The following is a 25,595-nucleotide window of genomic DNA, read 5'->3' on the forward strand; positions in this document are numbered from 1 at the left end:
CCGCGGGGTGCCGGTCGTCGACTGCCTGTCGATGAGATCGCCTGCCCGAGAATACAAACCGGCGTGGGACGGGACGGGGGGTGGTACGGGGGGGGTGGGCACCGGGCGAGCGCCGTCCGTCGCCGGGCGGTGCCGTACGGCACCGCAGAGGACGTGAGGGGACGGCGGTGGTTCCCGTGGCCCGGTGAACCGGCTCCCCCGTCGTGCTCATCGTGCGCGAGGGAGCCGGTCACCATCCGTCCGTGCGATCAGGGGTTCCACACGCCCGTCGGCGCTGTCGCCCTCACGTACTCCTCGAAGGAGCGCGGAGCGCGGCCGAGCGCCTCCTGCACGCCGGCGCTGACGTAGTCGTCCTCGCCTCGGCGTATGCCGTCCAGGAAGGAGGCGATGGCTTCGGCGTCGCCGACGGGGTGGCCGGCCGCGACCTGGGCGGCCACGTAGGCGTCCGGGTTCTGGTGGCGGTGGCGCAGCTCGCGTCCGACGGCGTCGCCGATGACGGCGAGGGCCTCGCCGAAGGTGAGTGCCCGGGGGCCGGACAGGTCGTAGGCCTTCTCCGCGTGGCCTTCGCCGGTGAGGGCAGCCACCGTCACGTCCGCGATGTCCTCCACGTCGATGAACGGTTCGCGTCCGTCCCCGGCGGGGGTCGTGAGCTCGCCGGCGAGGACCGACGGCAGGAAGAAGTCCGGTGCGGCGAAGTCCTGCGAGAACCAGCAGGGTCGCAGCATCGTCCACTCGAGCCCCGACTCCCGGACCGCCGCCTCCGTCTCCGGTACGCCGCCGTCGGCGTCGAGGCCGCGCACCGACAGCTGGACGATGCGGCGGACGCCGGCGGCCTTCGCGCGGTCCACCAGTTCGGCGCGCTCGGGCAGGCCGAGCGTTTCGGTCGGGACGAAGTACACGGCCTCCACGCCGGCCAGGACCGCGTCCCAGGTGGATCGGTCGGTCCAGTCGAAGCGGAGTGCCGACGAGCGGGAAGCGGAACGGACGGTGTGGCCGAGGGCCTTGAGGCGGGGGACGACGCGGCTGCCGGTCTTGCCGGTGGCGCCGAGCACGAGAATCTGTGTCATGCCCGTCAGTCAATACGGGCCGAACGGAACGATCCATGGTTGATACGACCGGATCCATGCGAGATCGTCCCGGCAGCCTCGGTCGCGTTTCGTCTCGTACCGTCTCGTATCGTTCCGGTGTGGATCTTCTCGACGACTATCTCTCCGGGGTCAGGGCACGCGGGGCGGTGTTCTGCAGCACGGTGAGCGTCCCGCCCTGGGGGATGCGGTTCACCGAGCCCGCGCCGCTCACGCTCAGCGCGATGCTGCGCGGTGACGCGTGGCTCGTGCCCGACGCGGGCGAACCGGTCGAGCTGCCGCGGGGCGGCATCGCCCTCGTACGGGCGCGTACGCCCTACACGGTGGCGGACCGGCCGGACAGCAGGCCGCACGTACTCGTCGACGGCGACGACCGCTGCACCCTCGTCGGCGATCCGGCGGATCCGGGAGATCCGGCAGATCCGATGGAACCGATGGAGCCGGTAGAGCCGGGGCGCAACTGGCGGGTGACCGGCCGCACCGTCGGGGACGCGGCGGACGGCGGGACGGACCTCCTGGTCACCGCCGGATACAGAGTCGGGGGCGACCTGTGCCGGCCGCTGCTCGACGCCCTGCCCCCGATCACGATCGTGCGCCCGGACACGGGTCTGTCCGCGCTCCTCGACCTGATCGCCGCCGAGGTCGAGCACGACGAGCCGGGCCAGCAGGTCGTCCTGGACCGCTTCCTGGACCTGCTGCTCGTACGGGCCCTGCGCACGTGGTTCGCCCACCCGGGCGCCACCCCGCCCCCCGGCTACCGGGCCCTCGCCGACCCCGACATCGGGCACGTGCTGCGCAGGCTGCACGAGGAGCCTGCCCGGCCGTGGACGGTCGCCTCGCTCGCGGACGAGGCGGGCATGTCCCGTACCGCGTTCGCCCGCCGCTTCTCGGCCCTGGTCGGCAGGCCTCCCCTGGCCTATCTCACCGACTGGCGGATGGCCTTGGCCGCCGACCGGCTGCACGCGCCCGGAGCCACGGTCACGGCAGTGGCCAAGGAGGTCGGGTACGCGGACGGCTTCGCGTTCAGCGCGGCCTTCAAACGCGTACGCGGCATCAGCCCGTCCGGCCACCGCGCCGCGGGGCCGCGCCCCTGAGATCGCGGGCACCGAGAACGCAGCGACCGTTCCCAGCGAGAGTGCAACCGGTCCCCGCCGCATCAGCGGCCCCGTCCTCGTGCCAGTTGGCCGAGGCACGGCCGGAGAACAACCGCCCGAACAGCCGCGAGAGTTCTGGCGACGATACCGGGGAACCCCGAACCCACCAGGTCACGGTGAATCCGCAACGCTACTTTTGAACGCGTTCAACTTCCGGTACGGTCATCTCTACGCGGCGATGGGGAGAATCCGAATGAAGATCGTGATACCCGGTGGCACCGGGCAAGTAGGGACGATCCTGAACCGCGCGCTGAGCGCCGCCGGGCACGAGGTCAAGGTGCTGAGCAGACGGCCGACGCGCCCGTGCGAAGTTCCTTGGGACGGGGAGACCCTGGGGCCCTGGGCCGACGTGATCGACGGCAGTGATGCCGTGATCAACCTTGCCGGGCGCAGCGTGAGCTGCCGCTACACCGGCGCCAACCTGCAGGCGATGATGGATTCACGCGTGCACTCCACGCGGGCCGTGGGCGAAGCGATCGCCGCTGCGGGCAAACCTCCTCGCGTGTGGCTGCAGATGAGCACTGCCACGATCTACGCCCACCGCTTCGATGCGCCCAACGACGAACAGACCGGCATCCGCGGAGGAGCCGAACCCGGCGTCCCCGGCTACTGGGCCCACAGCGTCGGCATCGCCGAATGCTGGGAGCGGGAACAAGTAGTGGCCGACACCCCGCACACCCGTAAAGTCGCCCTGCGCTCCGCGATGGTGATGAGCCCCGACAGGGGCGGTGTCTTCGATGTCCTGTTGCGGCTCGCCCGGCTCGGCCTCGGGGGCCCCGTGGCGGGCGGCGCACAGTACGTGTCCTGGATCCACGACAGTGACTTCGTCCGCGCGGTCGAGTTCCTGATCGACCGGGACGATGTCGCCGGGCCCGTCAACCTCGCCGCCCCCGCCCCTCTGCCGCAACGCAGGCTCATGCACGCCTTGCGCACCGCATGGGGTGTTCCGGTGGGCCTGCCCGCAACCAAATGGATGGCCGAGCTCGGAGCCTTCGCGCTCCGCTCGGATACCGAACTGCTCTTGAAGAGCCGACGTGTCGTCCCCGGCCGCCTGCTCGAAGCGGGCTTCGCATTCCAGCACCCCCACTGGCCGGAAGCCGCCGACGATCTCGTGCGGCGCGTACGAGGCCGAGAAGACCCGAACCGGCCTCGACGTGGAACGGCGTGGACCGGCAGCCGGTGGCATCGGCCTCACCTTCCCCGCGAGCGCGGGCGGCGATGACCGACCGCGTACGCGGGGAGCGAGTTCCGCCTCTCAATTCCAGTCGTTCCCGGAGGTGCCGGAGTCGGATTCGAAGAGCCGGTGAACGGCTGTGGGGATGCCGGAAGCCTGCGGATCCGGTCGGGTGTAACGGTCGGCCCGGTGGTAGTAGTCGAAGCATCCCCGGACGAACTTCTGGTAGGCCGCGGCGCAGGTCAGGACGTCTGTGCGCATCGTCCCGGCGGCGGAGGCCGCATCGAGCTGTTCGGGGAGTTCCCGGGCAGCGGTGAGCATGCGTTCGGCGCATTCGGCCAGCATTCCGGCGACGCAGTCCGCAGCCTCGCGGGGAGAGCAGCCTTCGTGCCGTTCGAGGAGCACTATCGCGTTGTGGAAGACGCCTACGGAGCGGTCCTTGGCCACGGACCACAGGTCGTTGTTGAGGCCGGTGTACTCCGCGGCCGCCCGCTTCAGGTCCTGGAGGGCGGGGAGGTGACGCAGCTCCTCAGGGAGATCGAGGCTCGCACCGAGTTCGGCGAGCGTGAGGAACATGTGAGCGCCCACACCCCGTGCACGCCGGTATCGGTAGGCGTCGAGGGGAGGGTATCGGCCTGCTGCGCGGTCGACGGCGTCCTCGTAGTAGGTCCAGAACCATTCCTCCGTGTCCTTGCGGAACTCCTTGCACCAGGCTGGTGACCTGTCGGCCAGCATGCGCCGCCAGATGTCCGCGAAAGCGCGGGTGGCCGGGCTCTCCCCCGCCCCACCGTCCAGTACGCGTACCAGGGAGTCGAGTGCTCCTGCACAGCGGGCGGGGTCGCGGCCGTCGGGGCCGTCGTCGAAGTCGTCGTCCATGATGAACGTCCAGTACAGCCACTGGGTGAGCCGGACGAGGTCTTCCGGACCGGCGTCGGGGTAGGCCAGGGCGGTGGTGTCGGTGATCCGTGCCCGGCGCAGATTGCGCTGGGAGACGGGTGACTGGCAGATCGCGAAGCAGGCGAGCCAGGAGTGCACGGCTGTGTGGGCGCGGAGGGCGAAGGGGTTCGGGTCGGACGGCGGGATGGGCATCCGGGGGGCCGGGGCGCCGGATCCGGGGTGGGCGTCCTGCGCCTCCTCCTTCACCGGGCGATGCGGTGCGCCCGTTTCCGCGCGCATGGGCATCAGCCTGCCTCTCGTCGTCGGGACGGAGCTGTGGTGGTGGCCCCCAGCGCGGCCGGGGCCGAGGGCGCCCGGCCACGTGGGCGGGACCGGGCGGTGAGGGCCGTCAGGGCGTGGATGCTGGGAAGCGAGGGGAAGTCGTAGGGGATGGGGCGCGGGCCCACTTGGTCGGCCGGCCCGTGGAAGCCACCGCCGGGCCGCTGGGCTGCGACCAGCCAGCGCGTTCCTGTGTGCGCCAGGTCCCGGTGTTCCATGCGGTGCAGGGCGGCGACGGCGTGAGCGGTGCTCGTGGGGTCGCTCGCGCCTCCCGGGCGCTGGGCCCAGCCGCCGTCCTCGTTCTGGGTTTCCCGCAGCCGGGTGGCCGCACGTTCCAGGGACCGCGCGATACGTTTCGCCAGACTCTGTGAGAGGACGGAGGGCAGGCACGACAGCGCATGGACCGCCCGCCCCATGACGCTGGACTCGCTCATCGTCCAGCTCCGGGGCCAAGTGCCGTCGTCGGACTGCTGGTCGAGCAGGAAGACCACCGCGTTGTGCAGGACGGGGTCCGGTTGCCGGCTGCCGGGAGCCAGTGCGAGCAGCCCCGCCGCGGTCATCTCCGCTTCGGGCGGTTCCCCCTTCCGATAGGTCGGCAGGCCCCCGCCGGGGTCGGCGAGCGAGCGCAGGAGGCGTTCGGCCCGGCCGATCGCGCCGCGGTAACGGACGTGGTCGAGAGCGCGAAGGAACTGTACGCAGACAGCGGTGCTGTCGACGTCGATCTGCCGGACGCGCGAGGCGTAGGCCCAGCCTCCTACCGGGTTCTGTCCGGAGGCGACGTAGTCGCCGATGCGCAGCATCATGTGGTGCCGGGCGCCGGCGCGCACGAGTGCCAGGCCCGCCTTGGCGGTGAGGAAGAGGTTGTGGCTCTCCACGAACGGGATCCCGCCGTCCGGGTTCTGCCGGGCTGCCAGCACGCCCAGGCCGGACGACACCGCGGGCGCGCCCGGGTCGATGGAGTGCACCGCGTGGAGGGCGAGCAGGTGTGCCAGGAGATTGCCTTCCCAGACCTCTCGGGCGCTGCCCCGCTGCAGCAGCCGCAGCAGCTCCTCGGCGTTCCCCGCCGCCGTGGACGGAGGAAGCCCGGTTCCCCGGCCGTGCAGCACGCGCACAGCGAGGAGGACGAGCCGGGTCCAAGCCGCGCTCCCACCGGCGTCCGGCAGCTCGAGCCCGGCCAGGCGCCGGTCGTAGGGCAGCACCCCGCACACGGCGAACAGGGTGGTGAGCAACGCCTTCTTGCGCGCCCCGGTGAAGTGGTCGAATCCGCTCAGATACGAGGCGGCCAGGAACCGGTCACCTGCCCGGGGCTCCCCCAGGGCGGCCCGCGCGAGCAACGCCTGCCACCCCTGGTTGCTCCGCGACCGACCGAGATAGGCTGCCACGCGGGTGCTCGCCAAGGCGCCCCACGGGGACGCCTCCGCCCGGCGCAGCAGGGCCAGAAAGAGCGACGACTCCACTGCCCTGCTGCCGCACCGGTCCGTCAAGGACCCGCGTGCGTCGACATGTAAGGACAGGTACCTGGTCAGTCGGCGACGGCAGTCGCCGACCAGGGGCGGCAGTGGCGGATCATGCAGAACGCGAATTGTCACCCTTGCCTCCGTGTGGACGAACGAACCCTTCGTCTCCGCGGACAGAGAAGGCACCACTGCCGCAGTGCGGGGACATACGACGACCTGCGGCGGGGAGAAGCGCATCCCGCCGGTGAGCAACACCGGACATCAGGCGGGGACACCGGACTCCGGGTGGTGAACTCCGGGGCATCGACTCTCAAACCCTTGCACCCGGCCCCCCCACTTCACTCGCCCGCGACGCGTCTGGCAACCTCCCGGAAGGAGGCGCGGGGAGGGCCACGGCGCACGCGAGGTGAGAGCGCCGGAGCGTGGGTTCCCGACCTCCGGCACGCCCGTTTATCCCACGGTGCACAACCCCCGGGGAACGAACGGCCTGGACGTCCGTGATCACCGCACTCTGAGCACCGCCCCGGGCGCCGGACCAACCGTCCGGCCCCAGGCTGACGGGGCCGGACCGTTCCGTCCCGCTCGCAGGCGCCCACCCCCGCGGGGTACCTCGGCGGTGCCGCTCGCGCGGAGCCGTGGTGTCCGGGGGGCTGCAGGCACCGGACAGGCCTGATGCGGGCGACGGGAACAGCCTGGGGGACCGGTCGTGCCTGCGGGGAGGGCGTGGGCGGCGATGCGGAGCGAACTCGACGGCAGGCCCGGTCAGGACCACGACCCGAAGCCGACCCGTGCAGCCCAGGCTGACCCGGCGCCACGGGCCGGGACCAGCGCAGCCACCGCCTCTTTGACGGCCGGATCCGTCCTCGCGGCCCGCGGCCGTCACGCCGAGGCCCTGACGCGCTTCGTCCGCGCGCGGGACCTGTCGGCGGCCTGCGGAGCGCCCGCTCCGCGTACGTCCGGCGCCGGGTCCGATCCCGTGGAACGCGCTGACGGGCCGACCGGGAGCGGTACAGGAGTTTGCGGTTCAGGCGCCTCGGTTCCTGCGCTTTAGGATCACCCGCGTGACAGAGATCGACTACGGGCAATTCCACGAGTGGCTGCAGCAGGCGCGCAGTGCGGCGGAGGGCGGCACCGCGGGCACCGCGGGCACCGACGTGCGGTGGGAACTGCTGCGCAGGTTCCAGGAGAGCTGGGGTTACGAACCCACCGGTGGTGAGCGGTGGGAGCGGGAGGAACCCGATGCCCACAAGACGTACGTGTCCGGCCTGAAGGCAGGGTCCTCCGACGCCCCGGTGGACGACGAGCCCTGCGACGTCGACCCCTCGCTCGCGATACCCGCCGCGCTGGACGAGTGGTGGGGGCTGCCGTTCAACTCCTTCGCGGACCGGTGGCGCCTGTACTGGACCAACCCGGTGTGGCCGCCCACCGTTCGCCCCGACCCCACCGGCTACGGCATCGCCGGCGGCCTGCCACCGGAGAACCCCTTCACCGGCCCGTCCGAGGACCTCCGGGTCTGCGTGTTCATGGCCGAGGACCAGTACTGCAACGAGTGGGGCTACCCCGCGGCCCGCAGCCACCTCGCCGATCCGCCGGTGCTGGTCTCCGCCCAGGACGACGACGGGCAGGAGGGATGGGTGCTGCAGAGCCGCTCGCTCTCGGAGTTCTTCGTCCTGCTGGCCGTCACGCGCCTGCCCGCCCACTACGGCTGGACCGTCGAGGAGGGCAGCATCGACCCGGGGGTCCTGGCCCGGCTGCGGGAGAAGCTGCGCCCGATGGGGCTGCTGCCGTGGCGTGAGCTGGGGGCCCGTACCGAGTTCTTCGGCGGCCCGGACGTCATCGTGGCCCACGACACCGGATACGGCGACTTCGAACTCGTCGCGTACGGACGTACCGAGCAGGCACTGGAACGGCTGGCCGAGACGCTCGGCGTGGACTGGTCGGAATCGATCTGCGAGCCGGAAAGCCACAGAGAGGAAGGGTGACGGTTCCGCCGTGCCACTCTGACCGCGCCTTCGCCGGTCAACCGTTCGTGCTGGTTCTGCGCGGCCACACAGACCGGACCTGATGCGACCGCCGCGCAGCGTCGCCGCGGCCTTCTCGATCGGCATGGCGAGGAGGACGTGGTTGGTGTTGGAGCAGGCCCACTTCCCCGGCTGGCCGGGGTTGAACGGGCGCGGCTCCTTCAGCGCGAGCTCGACGAGCTCCCGGGGAGGCGTGGCGGGAGTCCTGGAGCTCGCGTTTGGGGTCGTCGCCGCGCCGGAGCACGTCGGTGCAGTTCGGGATTCCGCTGGTGTGCCCGAGCAGTTGGCGTACGGTGACGGGCGCGCCGTCGTCCCCCGTCGGAGACAAGGCCGGGCAGATGGCTGCCGACGGGGTCGTCCAGGCCGAGCCCGCCCTCGTCGGCGAGTTGCAGCACGACCATCGCGACGAAGGTCTTGGTCACGCTCCCGGCGCGGAACCGGTCCCCGGGCTTCGCCCGTCGCCCGTCCCTCAGGTCGGCGGTACCGCTGCCCGCCCGCCAGACGCGGTCGCGGTCGCGCACCTCGGCGATCGCGCCGGGCACCCCCTCGGCGACGATGCCGTCCAGGGCAGGGCCCACTGCAGCGCGGCGCCCTTGCCCCGGCTCGGGACTGTGGCGGCGGATACGCCTGCACGCCGCCCTGGCGCGGGAGACGACGCTTCCTCCTGGGTATCCCTTCTGCAGGAGTGACCGGCGATCCTGGAGGGAGACGTCACGTCATGACGGGTCATCAGGGCCATGACCGACACGGCACCGCATCGATCTCGTACCTCAGACGAAGATTCCTCACACTGACGGCCGCCGCGACCGTGCTGGCGTTCTCGTCCGAGCCCGGCCGCGCAAGAGCCGAGGAGCTGGGCGATCGCGTCCTCGGCGACGATCCCTTCACCCTCGGCGTCGCCTCGGGCGACCCCTTGCCGGACGCCGTGGTGCTGTGGACGCGGCTGGCGCCGCGCCCGTGGGAGCCGGACGGCGGGCTGCCCGCCACGGGGGTGATCCCCGTGAGCTGGGAAGTCGCGGAGGACGAACGGTTCTCGCGCGTCGCACGCCGGGGACGGGCCACCGCCGACGCCGAATTCGGATACAGCGTGCACGCCGACGCCCGGGGTCTCAAGGCAGGGCGCACCTACTGGTACCGCTTCCGGGCCGGGTCCTGGGTGAGCCGCGCCGGCCGGACGCGTACCGCTCCCGCCGCCGGAAGCTCCCCCGGCCAGATGCGCCTGGGCGTGGCCTCGTGCCAGCAGTACGACGAGGGCTACTACACCGCGCTGTCGCACCTGGCCCGCGAGGACCTCGACGTCGTCTTCTTCCTCGGCGACTACATCTACGAGAACGCCATCGACGCCCGGGCCGGGGACCGGCAGCTCCCGGAGGGCAGCCGGCTCCCCGACGTCTTCGCGCACGAGACCGTCACGCTGCAGGACTACCGCCTGCGCTACGCCCTGGGCAAGTCCGACCCCGACCTGCAGGCCGCGCACGCCGCCCACCCCTGGTGCGTCACCTGGGACGACCACGAGGTGGAGAACAACTACGCGGCACACGTGTCGCAGGACAACGACCCGACCGACGCGTTCCTGCTGCGCCGGGCCGCGGCCTACCGCGCGTACTGGGAGAACATGCCCCTGCGCCTCCCGCACCCGACGGGGCCGGACATGCGGCTCTTCCGCCGTCTCCGCTACGGCAGACTCGCGCAGTTCGACATCCTGGACACGCGGCAGTACCGCTCGGACCAGGCCTACGGGGACGGCTGGAAGCAGCCCGGCCCCGATTCCGAAGACCCTTCCCGCACCCTCCTCGGCCCCGCACAGGAGCAGTGGCTCTCCAACGGATTCCGCAGCTCGTCGGCCATCTGGAACGTCCTCCCCCAGCAGGTCGCCTTCTCCCGGCGCCGGCTGCGCTCCCAGAACTCCCCTTTGTCCATGGATGCCTGGGACGGATACCCGGCGGCCCGCAAGCGGCTCCTCGACGCCGCGCGCACCGCGCGGATCAACAACCTCATGGTGCTCTCCGGTGACTCCCACATCCACCTCGCCATGGACATCAAGGAGGACTTCGACAACCTCTCCTCCCCCACGCGCGGCGTGGAGATCCTCGGCACGTCCATCTCCAGCGGAGCCGACGGAGTCGAGAAACCCGAGGACTGGGAGAGCCTCCTCGCCGTCAACCCGCACATGGCGTACTACGCCAAGCGCCGCGGCTACGTCGTCATCACGCTCACTCCGTCGCAGGCCCGCGTCGACTACCGCACCCTCCCCTACGTCACCCGCCCGGGCGCTCCCGTCTCCACCGCCACCAGCCTGATCTGCCGGGCGGACCGCCCCGGATTCGAAAGGCCGTCTCCGTAACGGCGAGCCGTCGTGGCGGCGATGCGTTGTGACGGCGATGCCGTTTCACGGGCGCGGAGCCTTCTCCCCGTGCACGGCTGTGTACCGGGCGGCGAGCCAGGGGCCCAGGTCGTCGGTGAGCATGCCGAGCACGGCCGGGTCGGCCGAGGGCGTACGGCCGGTGGCCGCGGCCGTGCGCATCTGCCCGGCCCGCTCCGGGTAGTAGCGGCCGAAGAGTCCGGCGGACTCGCCGAGGTCGCTGGTCCAGCCGCCCCAGCGGGGCATGACCAGAGTGAATCCGGTGCGTACGAGACGCCGGGCGACGCCGCGGGCGAGGGCCCTGCGTTCGCCGTCCGTGGCGGCTTCGGCGGCCCGCGTGCGCCAGCGGGGCAGGGCAAGGGCGAGGTCGCCGTTGGTTTCGCGGGCGAGCAGGGAGGTGGGGCGGTAGCGGGGCAGTTCTCCGGCGAGGTCGGTGCCGAGCAGCGGGGTGCACAGGCAGGCGACGAAGAAGCCGAGATCGTGGCGTTCGAGGTCGCTCAGCAGGGTGCGCACGCCGAACAGCAGGATGCCCGCGCCGTCGATCTGGGGAAAGGCGCGGTCGAGCGCGGCCTCGATCTCTTTCGCGGCGGCGCGGTCGGCGTCGGTGGGCTCGTCGTGGAGGGCGAGCAGCAGGTCCAGGTCGGAGCGGCCGGGGGTGGCGGTGCCACGGGGGATGCTGCCGTAGAGGTAGGCGCTGTGCAGCCGCGTGCGGCCGTACGTATCGGCGAGGTGGGCGCGCACAGCGTCGACGACGGGGGCGAACATTTCCGGCACCCGGTCCAGGGCGCCTTCGCGGGCGATCGTCCCGTCGTGGTTCAGCCCCCGCCGGCGAGCAAGGCACTCAGCCACTGTTCTTCGCGCTCCTCGATGTAGGCGGTGTCGTTGCGCCAGGTGTCGCCATGGCCCTCGGCCCACAGGGTGGCCCAGGGCTGGTTGCCCCGGGCGGTCCGGTCGCGCAGGAAGTCGTGCATGGAGCGGGTGCGCCGGCTCAGCAGGGGGACCAGGTCACGCCGTTCGGCCTCGTCGAGCCCGTAGGCGTCGGCGAAGCTCCGCAGCCGGCCGGCCGCATCGGTGCGCTGCCAGGCTGGGTCCGCGGACAGCGGGATGAAGCCGTGCGCGGCGTAGGCGACGTCCCAGAGCCGCGAACCGGGGCCGGCCGCGTCCCAGTCGATGAACGCCCACTCGTCCTCGCCGCCGACCACGAGGTTCCACGGCGCCAGGTCGTGGTGGGCGATGATGTCGGCTCCCTCGGCGGGAACGAGCGCCTGCCACCGGGCGTCGGGCGGTGGCATGAACCCCTCCACGGCATCGTGGAAGTCCCTGACCAGGCGCGCGACCCGGGCCAGCCGCTGCGGCGGCTCCAGCAGGGAGAACCGACCGGGCCAGACCACCTCGCCCGGCGCGAAGGTCAGGACCTCCCGGCCCCGGTCGTCGATGCCGAGGGGGCGGGGCGCCGCCCGGAAGCCCGCTTCGTGGAGATGGTCGAGCAGTGCGTGCACCGCCGGGGTCCACGGGCCCGCGGGGCGACGGACGGTGTCGCCGACGCGGACGACGCCGCCACTGACGTTCCCGCCGGAGAGCGGCTGCTCCTCGTCACGGCGCTTCTCGTCACGGCGCTTCTCGTGATGCTGCACGGCGCAAGTCTGCTCGACCGGCCCCCGGCGATCACCTCATTTACGTCCGGGCCGGCGGACGGAGGACGGCGAAGCGTTCCTGCTGCTGACCGCAGGCGGCTGGCGTGGCGCTCTGGTCCGCTCCGGTCCACTCCGCTCCGTCCCGGAGGGCTGAACGGAGTGGACCGGGTCACCATGACGGCGGTTCGTAGTACCAGACCGCCTGGCCGGGCCGGGCGAGCTGCGTCCTGCAGTTCTCGGTCAGCGGATGGTTCGCCCTGAGGAACCTCTCGCAGTCGACGAGCAGCCTCGCGAACTGCTCGACCGCTTCGTCGTGCCGGCCCGAGCGAGCGCTCCAGAGAGCCTGCTGATGACGTCCGGCGAGGGCGAGTTCGTGGTCGTGACCCAGCGCCCGGGCGATGTCCGCGGTGGCGGCGGCCGAGAGCGCCAGAGCCTCTTCCCCCTGCCCGGCCGCACCGGTCCGTCCGGAAAGCTCGAGGCGGCCGGCGAGGGTCCGCGGGTGATCGTCGCCGTAGATCGCAGCGCGGCCCTCGACGACACCGGCAAGGATCCGGAGTCCGAGCGTGACGGCTCCGGTGCTCGCCACCGCGGCCGCGTGGTTCCAGCGGACGTCGTTCGTCAGTTTGTCGTGTGCTCCCAGGAACATGCCCGCGTCGCGGTCCAACTCGCCCCAGAGCCGGGCCGCTTCATCCAGCTGCCCGCTCGCTCCGGTCCAGACCGCGACCTCGAACCGGCAGGCCAAGGTCACGCGATGCTCGGGCCCGAGCTCGCGCAAGGAGCGCTCTTGCGCTTCGAGCGCCAGGTCCAGCGCGTCGTGGGCCCGGCCGGTGGCACCGGTCCACCGAGCCAAGCTCACCGCGGCGCCGAGGGTACCCCTGTGCCCTTCCCCGTGCCTACGCCGGTACTCCGAGTGAATGATCCTGGTCTGGGCGAGGGCCTCCTCCTTGTCGCCTGCCGCTCCGCTCCACCATGACAGGGCCCACCGGAGGGAAAGCAGGGCATCAGGGTCGGCATCGGCAGGGGCCGTTTGCAAGGTCGTACGGAGCACGCGGCAGGCTTCCTCCACCTGCAGTGCGTCGCCGAAGACGCCGGCCAGTCCCTCGGCAGCGGTGATGGCGCCTCCGTCCAGCGCCTTGCGGAAGGCTTCGCGGGCGGTCTCGGGCCTCGCGCGCGCATCGGCTTCCCAGCCGATGGCTTCGCAGGTGCACGGGTCCGCACCCGCGATCAGCCGTTCCCAGGTGTCCTCCAGGATCGGGGGACTGCCGGGGGCTGCGTCGACCGCGTCGGGCAGGTAGTCGAAGACGTAGTAGCTGTCCCCGGACGCGTCCAGAGGGATGAGCAGGCTGCTGGTGGCGTACAGCGGCGTGGTCGCCCATGCCACCGCTTCCTCCCAGCCCTCCGGCCTGAGCCGGAGCCCGCCGCGGGCGGCGAGGTGCCGTTCGTGGAGCTCTCGCAGCAGCGGGGCGGGCAGCGGCCGGGCCCACCCTGCGCGGCGTGCCTCGACCGCCGCGGCGACCAGCGCGGCTCCGCGAGCGTGCCGTCCTTCCGGAGCCCAGGCGTCCTGCCATGGCGCCAGCAGCTGAGGGCCTGCGGCCAGGTACTCGGCGATGCCGTAGCGCTCGGCACTGCTGATCGCCCGGGCGATGCGGTCATCCTGGCCGAACGTGCGTGCCCGTTCCACCTCGGCCTCGGTCCAGCGGCGATCGAGCCGGATCTCGTGCGCCTGCGCCAGAACGTCCCTGCCGCTCCGCCCGTCGGGCCGGCCGTCCTCCCCGACGGCTTCCCCCACGGCTTGCCCCAAGACGCCTTGCGCACCGCTGTACCGGGCACGTTCCTGTGCCCTGATCGTCCCGAGGACGAGGACTTTCCGGCCGGCTCCCGGCTGGGTGATCCTTCGCAGCGCGTGCGACGTCAGCCCGTCAGCGCCCAAGTACCGCTCGATGTCGTCGAGCCAGAGGACGGAACGGCGCTCTCGCTGCATCGCGGCGACCGCAGCGCGCAACGATGTGCGGTCGGCGGGGTCGGGGGCGATGAACGCGTAGCGGGGGAGAACCGCTCGCGCTGCTTCGAAGGCGGCGCGTGACTTGCCGGCGGTCGACTCCCCGACGACCAGGACGAAGGCGTGCGTGCGGAGCACCGTCTCCATCTCGTCGCTCTGGTCCCGCCGCACGAACGGAGTGACCTTCGCGCCGGCCGTGCGGACACCCTCCGCCGGGGCTGCGGGATGGATCCCCACGGCGATCAGGTCGTCGACGTCGCAGATCCTCGGCAGCCGCCCCCGCCGGTCGCGCAGTAGTTGCTCTCTCGTCTCCTGTGCCTGCCGCGCACTGTCGTCCACCAGCTCCTGGCCGCGCTGCGACAACGCCGCACCGACCGCCGCACCGACCGCGGTCAGGGCTCCTCCCAGCAGCCCGGGGAGCAGATGGGCCAGCCAGGACACCGCCGATACGCCCACGGCGACGGCCGCGAGCAGCAACCAGCCGCTGCGGCCGACTTCCCACCTCCGCATACGACCATCAGAGCATCGGGGCAAGGCTCCGGTCGACCATCCATGGCAGCCCCAACGACTTGCCGGATGTGCCGGGCCTTTCGAGGGCGTCAGGCGTCCGCGTCCGCGCCCGCGCCCGCGCCCGCGCCCGCGCCGGGGGCATCGTCCAGCAAGTGGGGGCCGTTGTTGCGGACATCGTTGACCGCGGTCGATACCGGGCGGGCGCCGAGGTCGCCGCCTGCGGGAGTGGTCAGGAGGGCGCGGAGCTCTTCGGGGTCCTGGTGGGTGGGGTCGAGCCAGGTGTCGTAGTCGGCCGGCGCGATGGCCAGCGGCATGCGGGGGTGGATGCGGCCGGCGGTGTCGGTGGCTTCGGTGGTGATGATGCTGCAAGTGGTCCACCACTCGGCCGGGCCGTCGCCGCCGGTCGCCGGGTCGCGCCAGAACTCGTACAGCCCCGCCAGCGCCATCACCTGACCGTCCGCGGGGCTGATGAAGTACGGCTGCTTGTAGGCCTTCGCGGTGGGGGTCGCGGCGACGGCTTCCCATTCGTAGAAGCCGTCGGCCGGGAGCAGGCAGCGGTGCTTGGCGAAGGCGCGGCGGTAGGCGGGCTTCTCGTGCACCGTCTCCACCCTGGCGTTGATCATCTTCGCGCCGCTGCTCAGGCTCTTCGCCCAGGACGGCACCAGGCCCCACCGCAGTGCCCGCAGTTGCCGCTCGATCGCGCCGCTCTCACGGTCGGCGCGCTCCAGCACGGCCCATACGTCGTCGGTCGGGGCGACGTTCCAGCTCGGTTCAAGGAGCGGTTCCGGGTCCCACCGGGTGACGGAGAACAGTCCGGCCAGGTCCTGCGGACTGCGGGTGGAGACGTAACGGCCGCACATGCCGACCCCTCACCGGACCTTTCGTCGGACCCGGTCGCCGGTCAGGTGCAGCGGCTTGCGCGGGGCCGGGGGCCGGCCGTCCGCGGCCGGGTCGGGGACGTCGTCCTCGCGTTCGGCCGCGTACCAGCCGAGGCCGCGCAGGATCGCCTTCGGCATCGTCGGCGGCAGGGCGTGGTCGAGGGCCGGCCAGGCCGCTTCGAGGAGGGCCCGGGCGTGGGCGCGGGCGGCGTCCACCGCGCCGCACTCGGTGAGGACGGCGGCGACGGCTTCCGCCGTCTGCGGAGTGGCGCGGCCGCCGCGCACGGACTCCCACACGGCGCGCAGTCGGTCGGGGGGCAGCAGGGGCACGGCGTGGGCGAGCGGCACCGTGACCTTGCCGTTGAGCAGGTCCTCGGCCACGCGCTTGGCCGCGCGGCGCCGGCCGCCGTGTCTGACGGTGCCGATGCCGCGCAGATCCGCGACGTCGTCGCTGATCTGGTAGGCCACGCCGAGGGCCTCGAAGTACGCGCCGACGGCGGCGATCTCGGCTTCTCCGGCGCCGGTCAGCAGGGCGCTGGCCTCGGCGAACATCCGTACCGGGAGACCGGACTTCAGCCGGTGGGTGGAGTGCAGCCGCTGCAGCAGCACCGAGGCGTCGCCGGTGGCCACGGCGGTGTCCATGGCCTGCTCGTGCCCGGCGATGTCGAGGGCCTGTCCGGCGTGGCCCGCGCGCAGGGCGCGCAGGTAGGCCCGGTACACGCGCAGGCGCAGCGCGGGGTCGTCGGGCAGGATCTCGTCCGCCACGCGGTCGAAGACGAAGTAGGCGGCCGTGCCCGCGTTGATGGCGGTCGGTGTGCCGAAGACCTCGTGGACAGCAGGACCACCGCGCCGCATCGGAGAGGCGTCCTCCACGTCGTCGACGATGAGGGACCCGGTGTGCAGCAGTTCGGTGACGGCCATCAGGGGGCGGTAGCGGTCCGCGGTCTCGCAGAAGAGGGCCATGACGCAGGCGGAGGCGAACGATCGCCATGACTTCCCGCCCAGGTCCGCGAGGTGGCGTACGGGCAGGACGAGCCCGGCGTGCACCTCGCCGGACGAAGCCTCGTCCAGCGGGGCATGGCCTTCGAGGCCGGCCACGGCACCCAGCACCCGGGGGTCGGCGGTGTCGGGGTAGAACCGGCGCACTTCCGCCCGCGTGATCCGGCCGATGCGGCGCATGAAGTCTTCCAGGTCTCCGATGGTGTTGGGCGGAACGAACTCCACGCGCGCGTGGCCGCCGACGGGCCGCCCGCCCATCGTGCCTTCCACCCGGCACCGGCCGTGCCAGAAGGCGCGTCCCAGGGACATCGACGAGACCTCTTGCGCGTACGAGGACGCTACGAGCCGTACGTCGAGGCCGGCCGCGGGGATCCGCAACCGGGTGGCGACGGGGTAGGAGTTCATGGTGACCGAGGAGTCCCAGCGGCGCGTGGTCCACAGCTCCGCGGTTGCCTGCCGGCCTTGTCCGCCGGGGCCGGAGACGGCGCAGGCCGTGTGCTGTGCCTGTGTCGTGTGGGTGGCCATGGGCCGATCGGGCAGCTCCTGGAGAGCCGGCGCGTCCGGCATTTCCGGCACATCCGGCACAGTCGGCAGATCCGATGGGCCCGATGGGTCTGACAGGTCTGACGGGTCTGACGGGTGCGACATGTTCGACGGGTCCGGATCCCGGTCGTCGAGGGGCTGCCGTGCCGATGGCAACGGCTCCCAGTCGGTGGTCTCCTCGACGAGGCTGGTGCGCAGGAGCACCACGTCCCAGCCGTTGTCCAGCTGCACCTGAACCCGCATCCAGGCGGTCTCCGCGCCACCGGGGCGGTGCACGCCCTCCGGGCAGGTGCCGTAGGAATGCTCCAGCCATGCCTCTCCCGTGACGCGCACCGGGTCGCGGCCGGAGGCGGACACGGTGCCTTCGGCCGTCATGCGCGGCAGGCACGACGAGGACAGGGACACGGGGGGTTCCGTTTCGTCGCCTTCGCACAGCGACAGGGGCGGTTTGCCCGGGCCGAGGGTCAGCGCGAAGCCCCCGGCGTCGCCGGTCACGGTCAGGCCGTACGAACCGTCCGGGTGCCGGGTGAGGCCGGCGACGCCGCCGAAGTCCAGGTCGAGCCGGTGCGCGGCGAGGCGTACGGGTGCGTGCAGCAGCCGGTCGGGCAGGAGCGGTCTGCCGCCGGCCAGGGCGTCGAGGACGGCCCGGCACACGTGGGGGTCCCACGCCGAGGTGTCCTCGAAGGCGGAACGTGCCTCGGCGAGGGCCGACTCGTCCAGCCAGGACTCGGTGGTGCGGCCGCCGGTGGCGTGGTCGGTGTGCGACCAGATGACGGTGTGGCCGGCGGGCCGGTCCGCTTCCCCGGCGGGCCCGGTGGTTCCGGTGGTTCCGGTAGTTCCGGCCTCCCCGCCCGGCCCGGTGCTTCCGGTCTCTCCCCCGGCGCCCGGCCGCCGGCACAGGAACTGCACGGACAGGCTGTGCTCTTCGCCTTCGGCCGTCCGTACCGAGGCGTTGACGGACCACCGCTCGACGGGGCGGCCCGGGTGGGGCAGGCCCTCGCCTACGAGGTCGGTGGAGTCGGCGGGTTCGGCGGAGTCGGCGGCGGGCGAGGAAGGCGGTGCCTGTGCGGTGTGCTTGTTCACGGGTGTCCCAAGGGGAGTCCTGCGGCGGGGGCTGTGTACTGGCCGTAACCGCCAACCGCACGAACGTCAACACGGTTACCTGCGACCACCCGTATGGATCGCCCGTGGCAGGCGATCCGTGCCCGGTCGGGTGCATTCGGGTGAGCGCGGGCGTGCCGCCCGCAGGGGTGCCCGGCCGCCGCCGTATACCCGGGACACGACGGATGGGAACGGTGGACGAAGATGATCACGCGGTGGGTGGTTTCCCGTCCCTGGCGGGTACTGGCCGGGGCGGGCCTGCTGGGCGCGGTGCTCGCGCTGTGGCTGCTGGGAGCCCGCCCCCAGTTCAGCGGCGGCGGCTACCTCGCCACCGGGACCGAGGCCGCTCGCGCCGACGCCGTCCTGGCCGAGCGCTTCCACGCGGGCCTGCCGGACCTGGTGCTGCGCGCGGACGCCCGCTCCCCCGCCGGTTCGGAGGACGTCTCCCGCGCGGGCCTGGACCTCACCGTCAGGCTCTCCCGGCAGCCGGGCGTCGAGCGCGTCTACTCGTACTGGAACACGGGCGCCGCCGAGCTGCTGAGCAAGAACGGGCGCGGTGCCCTCGTCGTGGCCGACCTGGCGGGGGACGACGCGGCCACGGCGCGGGCCGCCGCACGGCTGGTGCCGCGCTTCACCGGTGCCCACGGTCCGCTGCGGGTGTCGGCCACCGGCATCTCCTACGTCTCGGCGCAGGCCACCGAGGTCAGCGGGCAGGAGCTGCTCCGCGCCGAACTGCTCGGCGTGCCGCTGGCCGCGCTGGCGCTGCTGCTGGCCTTCGGTTCCCCGGTCGCGGCCCTGCTGCCGGTGCTGACCGGGCTGTTCGCGGTGCTGGGCGCCTATCCGCTGCTCTGTGCGCTCGCCGACGTGATGCCCGTGTCCGCGCTCGCCACGAACGTCGCGACGGCGCTCGGCTTCGGCGTGGCCGTCGACTACGGGTTGTTCCTCGTCAGCCGCTACCGCCAGGAGATCGCCGCCCCGGAAGGCGACGCGCACGACGTGCACGACGCCCACGGCAGCCCTGACACCCGGGGCGCCACGCTGCGCACCATGCGCACCGCCGGACGCACCGTGTTCTTCTCCAGCGGCACCATCGCGGTCTGCCTGACCCCCATGCTGCTGTTCCCCCTGCCGTTCCTGCGGTCTCTCGCCTGCGCGGGCATCGCGGTCGTGTTGTGCTGCGGGCTCGCCACGGCTGTCGTCCTGCCGGCGCTGCTGGTCCTGCTCGGCCGCTGGATCGACCGCGGCGACCCGCTGGCCCGGTGGCGCCGGGCGCGCTCCGCGGAGAGCCCGCTGTGGCGGCGGGTCGCCCGGGCCGCCACCGGCCGGCCCGTCCTGGCCGCCGGCTGCTGCGTGCTGCTGCTCGCCGCGTCGGCGCTGCCGTTCACCCACGTCCGCTTCGGCGTCACCGACTACCGGGTGCTGCCGGCCGAGCTGGAGTCCCACGCCGTCGCCGCCGGGATCGAGCGCGACTTCTCCCTCCCGTGGGACCGTGCCGTCACCGTTCTGTTGCCGGCCACGGATGCCGTCGAGCAGGAGGCCGAGGTGACCGCCTACGCCCGGCAGTTGTCCGAACGGCCCGACGTCGCGAGCGTGGTGACGGGCCTGGGGACGTACGCGCACGGGCGCCGGACGGCCGGGCCGACGCCCGGGTCACTGCTGCAGATCACCATGGGCGGCACCTGGCTCGCGGTGACGGGATCCGGTCCGCCCGCGAGCGACCCGGACCTCGTTCGGACCCTGCGCGCGCTGCCCTCCCCCGGCCCGCACCTGGTCACCGGCTGCCCGGCGCGCGTGCTGGACACCAAGACGGCCCTCGCGCACGTCCTGCCCTTCATCGGGGCGCTGCTGATCGGCTGCGTGCTGGTCCTGCTCTTCCTGTTCACCGGCTCGCTGCTCATCCCGCTCAAGGCCGTGGTACTGGCCGCGCTGAGCATGTGCGCCGCCTTCGGGGCCATGGTGCACGTCTTCCAGGACGGCCATCTGCGCGGTCTCCTCGGGTCGTTCGAGGTGACGGGCGAGCTGGAGACGGCCATGCCGGTGGTGATGTTCTGCTTCGCCTTCGGGGTCTCGGTGGACTACGAGCTCTTCCTCATCGCCCGCATCCAGGAGGAGTACCGGGCGGGCGCCGACTGCCGCACCGCCGTCGTCAACGGCATCGCCCGCACGGGCCGGGTGATCACCACGGCGTCGCTGCTCGTCGCCATCGCCGTGCTGCCGCTGCTGACCTCGCGCGTGGTGCTGCTGAAGATGTTCGGATGCGGCATCGCCCTCGCCGTGCTCGTGGACGCCACCGTCGTGCGCGGCGTCCTCGTGCCCGCCTTCATGCGGCTGGCCGGGCACGCCAACTGGTGGGCTCCCGCGCCGCTGCGCCGCCTCCACCGGCGCCTCGGACTCCACACCGCCTTCGTGCCGCCGGCATCCACGGGTGCCGTGCCGGCCCAGCAGAAACAGACCGTGAGGAAGAAGATCCGCACATGACCACCACCACGCACCATCTGTACCGTCCGCGCCGTCTGCGCCGTCCACGTCGTCCGCGCGCCGCGACGATCCACGCGGCTCTGGCTGCCCTGCTGCTCGGCGCCCTCGGCACGACCGCCGGCCCGGGGACCGCGCCGGCGGCGGCCGCCGCGCGCTCCGCGACGGCCTTGGCCGGGACCGCCCTGTCCTGCTCCCTGCAGACCGCCCCCGGCGACCCCCTCGTCTTCCGTCCGCCCGTCACCGGCCGGGTACAACAGGTGTCGGCCACGGGCACGGTCCTGCTCGACCGCTGCACCTCCGCGGACGGCAGCCAGTACGGGATCCGGTCCGGGCGGATGGTCCTGCGCGGCTCGGCGACGGCCAACTGCCTCACCGCCGCCCGCCCCGAGGGCTCCGCCGTCATCACCTGGTACCACGGCTGGGCCCAGCGCGGCCGGACCGCCGGGACCTCCCACCTGAGGCCGTCCGCCCGCGGCGGTGGCGGCTACACCCCGGCGGACGCCTTCCTCAGCGGCGACGTCGTCTCGGGGCGGATGGCGCACCGCCACGTACGCGGCTGGGCGGTGCCCACCACCGACGTGACCGGCTGCGCGTCCCGCGGCCTGCGGACGGTCGCGGGACGGGGCAACATCTCCTTCTGGTGACCCCCGGGGCAGGCCGGTCCCGGGCCCGCGGCGAGTCACCCACGTGGAGAAGCCGGCCGTCAACCTGACCGGGAGCCGGTCCACATCAGCAGCGCCTCGGCCCGTTCGGCCCGCAGGGCACGCGGGTCCGTGGTGCGGGTCGCCCAGGCGATGTGGCCGTCGGGCCTGACGAGTACGGCGCTCACACCGTCGAGGTCCGAACGGGCCCCGTGCCGGTGGGCGGTGACTGCGCGGGTGTGCGAGGACCGCTCCGGGCCGCCCGTGCCCTCGCCGAAGTGCAGCAGGACGAAGCGGCCGTCGCGAAGGAGCTCGTACACGCGGGCCGGCCCTGCCGCCGTCGTCAGATCGAGGTCGGGCATGCGCCGGCCGGTGAGCGGGTCGGCATCCGGCGAGGACGGAGGATAGACGGTGTCGAGCGCGGAAATCCGGCCGGCCAGGTACCGGTTGACTTCACTCATACCCAGGAGCGTGTCGAGCAGCTCGCACAGAAGCGACGCAGGTAACCCGTACTGCTCGGTGAGGGGGAGTTCCACCAGCAGGGTCTGCGCCCGGGTGCCCGCGGTGACGGCATGACCGACGGGGTGCCGCTCGGCGTGGTAGGTGTCCAGCAGACCGGGCGGCGCCCAGCCCCGGACTGCGGCGGCGAGTTTCCACCCGAGGTTCATGGCGTCCTGCAGGCCGGTGTTCAGGCCCTGGGCACCGACGGGGAAGTGGATGTGCGCGGCATCGCCGGCCAGCAGGACGCGGCCGCGGCGGTAGGTCTCGGCGAGGCGGGTGGCGTTGCCGAACCTCGACAGCCACCGGGGCTCGCCGATACCGCAGTCGGTTCCGCATACCTGTCTCAGCGAGGTGCGGAACTCCTCCAGGGTCACCGGTTCGGAGGAAGGAGTCCGGATCCGCCGGGGGTCCATGACCACGAACCGGGTCAGCCCCGTCTCCAGGCGGGCGACGAGGACGCCGTGCTGCCGGGCCCGTTCGTTGCACGCGTGGTCGGCGACGGCGAAGTCCCCCACGACCGCGCTCATGGACTCGCGCGTGCCTGGGAACCGTATGCCGGCCGCCTGCCGCACACGGCTGCGCCCGCCGTCGCAACCGACGACGTACGAGGAGCGGATCGTCACCGGGCCGCCGGGGCCGGAGAGGCCGACCTCGGCGCCGTGGGCGTCCTGCCCGACGGCGACCGCCTCGTACCCGCGGTGGACCTCCACCCCCAGCTCCCGGGCCCGTTCCGCCAGCAGCGCCTCGGAACGTACCTGGGCCAGCAGCAACGCGTAGGGATGCCGGGTGTCGAGCGCGGTGAAGTCCAGCCGCCGCTTGAGGCTGACGGCGAACTGCCAGCCGGGCACCGTACGGCCTGCGGCCAGGAAGCGGCCGGCCAGGCCGCGCATGTCCATCAGCTCGATGCTGCGCGGGTGAAGGTTCAGTGCCCGTGACTCCCGGTGGGGCGTCGTTCGCTTGTCGACCACTCGGACCCGTACGCCCGCCAGTGCCAGTTCGCACGCCAGCAGCAGCCCCGTCGGCCCCGCCCCCACGACGAGCACTTCGGTGTCCATGCCTGGGTCCATGCCTGGGTCCGTGCCTGCGTCGATGCCTGCGTCGATGCCTGCGCCCCGGGACGTCACTCCCTCACCTTTCGCCGCATGAGCGAGGACCGTCAAGCGGCCCTTCGGGATTGGCCGAAGCCGACGCTTGGCTTCGGCACCGTCCCGCACTGGAATGAGACGGCCGGGCCGCCGGGCCCGCGAGAGGAGTCCGCCAGTGATCCACATGACCGAGACCCTGGCCGTGCAGACCGTCGAGGACTTCCTCACCGCCGACGAGACGGCCGAGCTGACCAAGATCCTGGACGAACACCTCGCGACCACCGGCTGGGTCCCCGTACGGCCCAGTGAAGGAACGACCCCGCCCGACGCGGCACAGGCCGTCCTGAACGGCGCCATGAGGCGCGCACTGCCCGCGCTGCGCCGGGTGTTCCCCTCCGCCTCGGGCACCGACCCGTGGCTCTACCACGACCTCAAACCCGGCGACAAGATCCGTCCGCACGTGCACGGCGTGGGCGACCCGCAGGCCCGGCCGCAGCGGATCGCGCGGGTCGCCTTCAACCTCCAGGACGCCGAACGGGGCGGCGAGTTCCACCTCGACACCTACTCGGCCGACGCCCTGTGGAGCGACACGACCCCGACGGCCGAAAGCGACTACGCGCCCGGAACGCGGCTCGTCCACGAGATCACCGCCCGCTCCGGCCCTGTGCAACTCGATGACCTCCCGCACACCCGCTGGATCTGCAGCCCGCCGCCGGGCACCACCGTCGTCTACGGCACGCAGCTGGTCCACGGCGTCCTGCCGGTCACGGAGGGCAGGGTGCGCAAGCTCATCACCAACCTCCTCGCATGACGCAGCGCCGGCGCCGGCGGGAAGCCCGTCACCGCGGAGATCGTCACCGCGGAGATCGTCAGACCGGAGGCCGGCCGCCGCCCTGCCGCAGGGCGTGCAGCCCGCGCTCCAGCTGAGCGGCCGCCTCGTCCGCCCCGTTCAGCAGCGTTCCCGGCGGCAGGGACCGCAGCCAGGCGCCCACCGCGTCGGCGCGGTCGTCCGCAACGCACAGGACGGGGCGGTGGTATCCGCCGATCAAAGGGCCCCGGTTGGCGGGGTTTCCCGGGAAGGACATCAGCTCCGTCCCCGTCGGCGGGGGCGGCAGGGCGAACCCGTTGTGCACAGGCAGTTCGAGCGCGGCCCGGTGGGCCCGCCGAGTGGACGACGCACGGCCCAGCACGGCGTGCGCGTACGCCACGTGCGGGTCGAGCCCCGTACTCGCCCAGCTCATGTTGGACACGCCGCCCAGCCGGCCGTTCAGCTCGATCACCCGCAGCCGGCCGTCGTCGGTGACGGCGAGGTCCATCTGCCACGGCCCTCTGGGAGCCGTCGACTCCACCATGTCCGCGACCGTGGCGGCCAGTTCCTCCTGCACTCGCGCGGGCAGCGCCGCCGGTGCGACTCTCACCCGCCTGCCCGGAGCGCAGGCGCTGCAGAGCCGGCCCAGGGAGGCCACCGGCCACGCGATCGTGGTCGGCAGCCCGGCAGCCGAAGACGGCGGCCCGGAGAGGAGCTCCAGTGCGTACTCCTCCCCCGACACCGCCTCCTGGACCAGTACCGGATACCTCACCTCGCCGGCCACCCGGTCCAGCTGCTCGCAGTCCCGTACGTAGTGGCGTCCGGCGTGGAACTCGCTGCGGGCCTCCTTGACCAGCACGGGGAACCCGACTTCGCCCACGGCGCCCGGCAGCTCCCGCGCCTCCTCGCAGACGACGCCCCGCGGCACGGGCCAGCCCCGCTCCCCCGCGAGGCGGTGGAACGCCACCTTGTCACTGACCGCCGTCGCGAACCCTTCCGGATGCACGGGCATTCGGCAGCCCCCGCCGCGCAGCCGGGACGCCGCCCGGGAGTAGACGGGCAGGAACTGCTCCTGTCCGGGGCACCCCGGGTTGGGGACGGCGACGTCGGCGCCGTGATCCTCGAGCAGCTGCAGCGTCCCGCGTTCGTCGAGGGCCGTCGGCAGCTCTCCGCACGCCGTCCCGGGCCCCAGGAACGACGTCAGGTCCGCGAATCCCAGCACGGTGACCTCCGTGCCGACGCCCCGGAGCGCCGGCACGAGCCTGTCCGCGCGGAACTCGCCCAGGACGACCACACGCACCATCCGCACCACCGTCGTCGATCCACCGGACACCACAACTTTCCCCGCCCGTGCGCCCGGTCGCCACACGCACTCCGGCCCCTCAACGGTTTCGCCGGCTGGCGGAGCGCGGGCGCAGCAGTGCCGCGGCCAGCACGGCCGGGGTGGTGAGCAGCAGGGTGAGGGTCACCAGCGACAGGCCGCGGAGCTGCTTCTCGGTCGCTGACGGGAGGACCTTCCGGTACGAGGGGCAACGGTTCCTGGGTCCGCACAGGTTGGTGGGCGGGTTCGGAACGGGCGCCGTGTTCGGCGGAGCGGGGGGCGAGGCGGCAGGCGGAGCGGGGCGGGGCGGCGTCCTCACCACCGGCACGGGGGCCGGCGGGAGTTGGGCCGGGGGCGCCGGTGCCGGCGGCGGGGCTACGGGCGCGGGGGCAGGAGGCGCCGGGGCCGGGGGTGCTTGCGGTGCACCCGGCGGGGGGACGGGAGCGGGCGGCGCCGGCGGGGCGGGCGCCGGAGGGGCAGGCGCGGGCGGGGCCGGAGCCGGAGGTGCGGGGGCAGGAGGTGCGGGCGGAGCCGGAGCCGGCGGGGCGGGAACCTCCGCGCCGGGCGGTGCAGGAGGAGGAGCACCGGGGCCCGGGGCAGGTGGGGCAGGTGCGGGCGGAGCCGGAGCC

18 protein-coding genes are annotated in these 25,595 nt (G+C 72.9%); 7 read left to right on the forward strand and 11 right to left on the reverse strand.

The annotated features are described in order from the left end of the window. Nucleotides 1-248 precede the first annotated feature (248 nt). Nucleotides 249-1,067 carry an NAD(P)H-binding protein gene (locus tag ACFPP6_RS29780; RefSeq protein WP_382048907.1) on the reverse strand — a complete coding sequence of 273 codons (819 nt, stop codon included), beginning with the start codon at nucleotides 1,065-1,067 and terminating at the stop codon, nucleotides 249-251. A gap of 119 nt (nucleotides 1,068-1,186) precedes the next feature. Between ACFPP6_RS29780 and ACFPP6_RS29785 the strand changes: the two genes are divergently transcribed. Together ACFPP6_RS29785 and ACFPP6_RS29790 are read left to right on the forward strand one after the other, a co-directional pair. Next, entirely contained in the window at nucleotides 1,187-2,179 is a 993-nt protein-coding gene (locus tag ACFPP6_RS29785) for an AraC family transcriptional regulator (RefSeq protein WP_382048910.1), read from the forward strand. 253 nt (nucleotides 2,180-2,432) lie between these two features. Next, entirely contained in the window at nucleotides 2,433-3,461 is a 1,029-nt protein-coding gene (locus ACFPP6_RS29790) for a TIGR01777 family oxidoreductase (protein WP_382048913.1), read from the forward strand. 33 nt (nucleotides 3,462-3,494) lie between these two features. Here the strand turns inward: ACFPP6_RS29790 and ACFPP6_RS29795 are convergent, their stop codons facing one another. Both ACFPP6_RS29795 and ACFPP6_RS29800 read right to left on the reverse strand, forming a co-directional pair. Beyond that, nucleotides 3,495-4,589: a terpene synthase family protein gene (locus ACFPP6_RS29795; RefSeq protein ID WP_382048916.1), complete on the reverse strand. Its 1,095-nt coding sequence runs from the start codon at nucleotides 4,587-4,589 to the stop codon at nucleotides 3,495-3,497. 5 nt (nucleotides 4,590-4,594) lie between these two features. Next, complete coding sequence (locus tag ACFPP6_RS29800) at nucleotides 4,595-6,010, reverse strand: prenyltransferase/squalene oxidase repeat-containing protein (protein WP_382048918.1); 1,416 nt, start codon at nucleotides 6,008-6,010, stop codon at nucleotides 4,595-4,597. A gap of 1,136 nt (nucleotides 6,011-7,146) precedes the next feature. Between ACFPP6_RS29800 and ACFPP6_RS29805 the strand changes: the two genes are divergently transcribed. Then, nucleotides 7,147-8,067 carry a hypothetical protein gene (locus tag ACFPP6_RS29805; protein WP_382048921.1) on the forward strand — a complete coding sequence of 307 codons (921 nt, stop codon included), beginning with the start codon at nucleotides 7,147-7,149 and terminating at the stop codon, nucleotides 8,065-8,067. Nucleotides 8,068-8,267: 200 nt separating this feature from the next. Here the strand turns inward: ACFPP6_RS29805 and ACFPP6_RS29810 are convergent, their stop codons facing one another. Next, the gene (locus ACFPP6_RS29810; protein WP_382048924.1) at nucleotides 8,268-8,684 is read right to left on the reverse strand and encodes a serine hydrolase; all 417 of its coding nucleotides are present in this window, start codon (nucleotides 8,682-8,684) and stop codon (nucleotides 8,268-8,270) included. A 140-nt stretch (nucleotides 8,685-8,824) separates the two neighbouring features. Here ACFPP6_RS29810 and ACFPP6_RS29815 point away from each other — a divergent pair, with 140 nt between their 5' ends. After that, entirely contained in the window at nucleotides 8,825-10,450 is a 1,626-nt protein-coding gene (locus tag ACFPP6_RS29815; protein WP_382048927.1) for an alkaline phosphatase D family protein, read from the forward strand. A gap of 45 nt (nucleotides 10,451-10,495) precedes the next feature. On the opposite strand, the gene ACFPP6_RS29820 is transcribed toward ACFPP6_RS29815, so the two are convergent. The 5 genes from ACFPP6_RS29820 to ACFPP6_RS29840 form a co-directional block, all read right to left on the reverse strand. After that, nucleotides 10,496-11,317 (reverse strand): nucleotidyltransferase domain-containing protein, encoded by an 822-nt coding sequence (locus ACFPP6_RS29820; protein ID WP_382048930.1) that lies wholly within the window; start codon nucleotides 11,315-11,317, stop codon nucleotides 10,496-10,498. After that, entirely contained in the window at nucleotides 11,284-12,102 is an 819-nt protein-coding gene (locus ACFPP6_RS29825) for a phosphotransferase enzyme family protein (RefSeq protein ID WP_382048933.1), read from the reverse strand. Before ACFPP6_RS29825 ends, ACFPP6_RS29820 begins: the two co-directional genes overlap by 34 nt. A gap of 169 nt (nucleotides 12,103-12,271) precedes the next feature. After that, nucleotides 12,272-14,611, reverse strand: coding sequence for a hypothetical protein (locus ACFPP6_RS29830; protein ID WP_382048936.1), 2,340 nt, complete (start codon nucleotides 14,609-14,611; stop codon nucleotides 12,272-12,274). A gap of 89 nt (nucleotides 14,612-14,700) precedes the next feature. Then, nucleotides 14,701-15,471 (reverse strand): SOS response-associated peptidase, encoded by a 771-nt coding sequence (locus ACFPP6_RS29835; protein WP_382048939.1) that lies wholly within the window; start codon nucleotides 15,469-15,471, stop codon nucleotides 14,701-14,703. A 9-nt stretch (nucleotides 15,472-15,480) separates the two neighbouring features. Beyond that, the gene (locus ACFPP6_RS29840; protein ID WP_382048942.1) at nucleotides 15,481-18,114 is read right to left on the reverse strand and encodes a polyprenyl synthetase family protein; all 2,634 of its coding nucleotides are present in this window, start codon (nucleotides 18,112-18,114) and stop codon (nucleotides 15,481-15,483) included. A gap of 237 nt (nucleotides 18,115-18,351) precedes the next feature. On the opposite strand from ACFPP6_RS29840, the gene ACFPP6_RS29845 reads away from it, so the two are divergent. After that, the gene (locus tag ACFPP6_RS29845; protein WP_382048946.1) at nucleotides 18,352-20,610 is read left to right on the forward strand and encodes an MMPL family transporter; all 2,259 of its coding nucleotides are present in this window, start codon (nucleotides 18,352-18,354) and stop codon (nucleotides 20,608-20,610) included. Further along, nucleotides 20,607-21,254, forward strand: coding sequence for a hypothetical protein (locus ACFPP6_RS29850; protein ID WP_382048949.1), 648 nt, complete (start codon nucleotides 20,607-20,609; stop codon nucleotides 21,252-21,254). Before ACFPP6_RS29845 ends, ACFPP6_RS29850 begins: the two co-directional genes overlap by 4 nt. Before the next feature lie 59 nt (nucleotides 21,255-21,313). Here the strand turns inward: ACFPP6_RS29850 and ACFPP6_RS29855 are convergent, their stop codons facing one another. Next, on the reverse strand, nucleotides 21,314-22,807 hold the full coding sequence (locus ACFPP6_RS29855; protein WP_382048952.1) for an FAD-dependent monooxygenase: 1,494 nt from the start codon (nucleotides 22,805-22,807) through the stop codon (nucleotides 21,314-21,316). 205 nt (nucleotides 22,808-23,012) lie between these two features. Between ACFPP6_RS29855 and ACFPP6_RS29860 the strand changes: the two genes are divergently transcribed. Next, complete coding sequence (locus tag ACFPP6_RS29860; RefSeq protein WP_382048955.1) at nucleotides 23,013-23,648, forward strand: hypothetical protein; 636 nt, start codon at nucleotides 23,013-23,015, stop codon at nucleotides 23,646-23,648. A 58-nt stretch (nucleotides 23,649-23,706) separates the two neighbouring features. On the opposite strand, the gene ACFPP6_RS29865 is transcribed toward ACFPP6_RS29860, so the two are convergent. After that, nucleotides 23,707-24,948 carry an ATP-grasp domain-containing protein gene (locus ACFPP6_RS29865; RefSeq protein ID WP_382048958.1) on the reverse strand — a complete coding sequence of 414 codons (1,242 nt, stop codon included), beginning with the start codon at nucleotides 24,946-24,948 and terminating at the stop codon, nucleotides 23,707-23,709. Between the last annotated feature and the right edge of the window lie 647 nt (nucleotides 24,949-25,595).

It is taken from the genome of Streptomyces aureoversilis, from assembly GCF_042657885.1.
Taxonomy (GTDB): Bacteria; Actinomycetota; Actinomycetes; order Streptomycetales; family Streptomycetaceae; genus Streptomyces; species Streptomyces aureoversilis.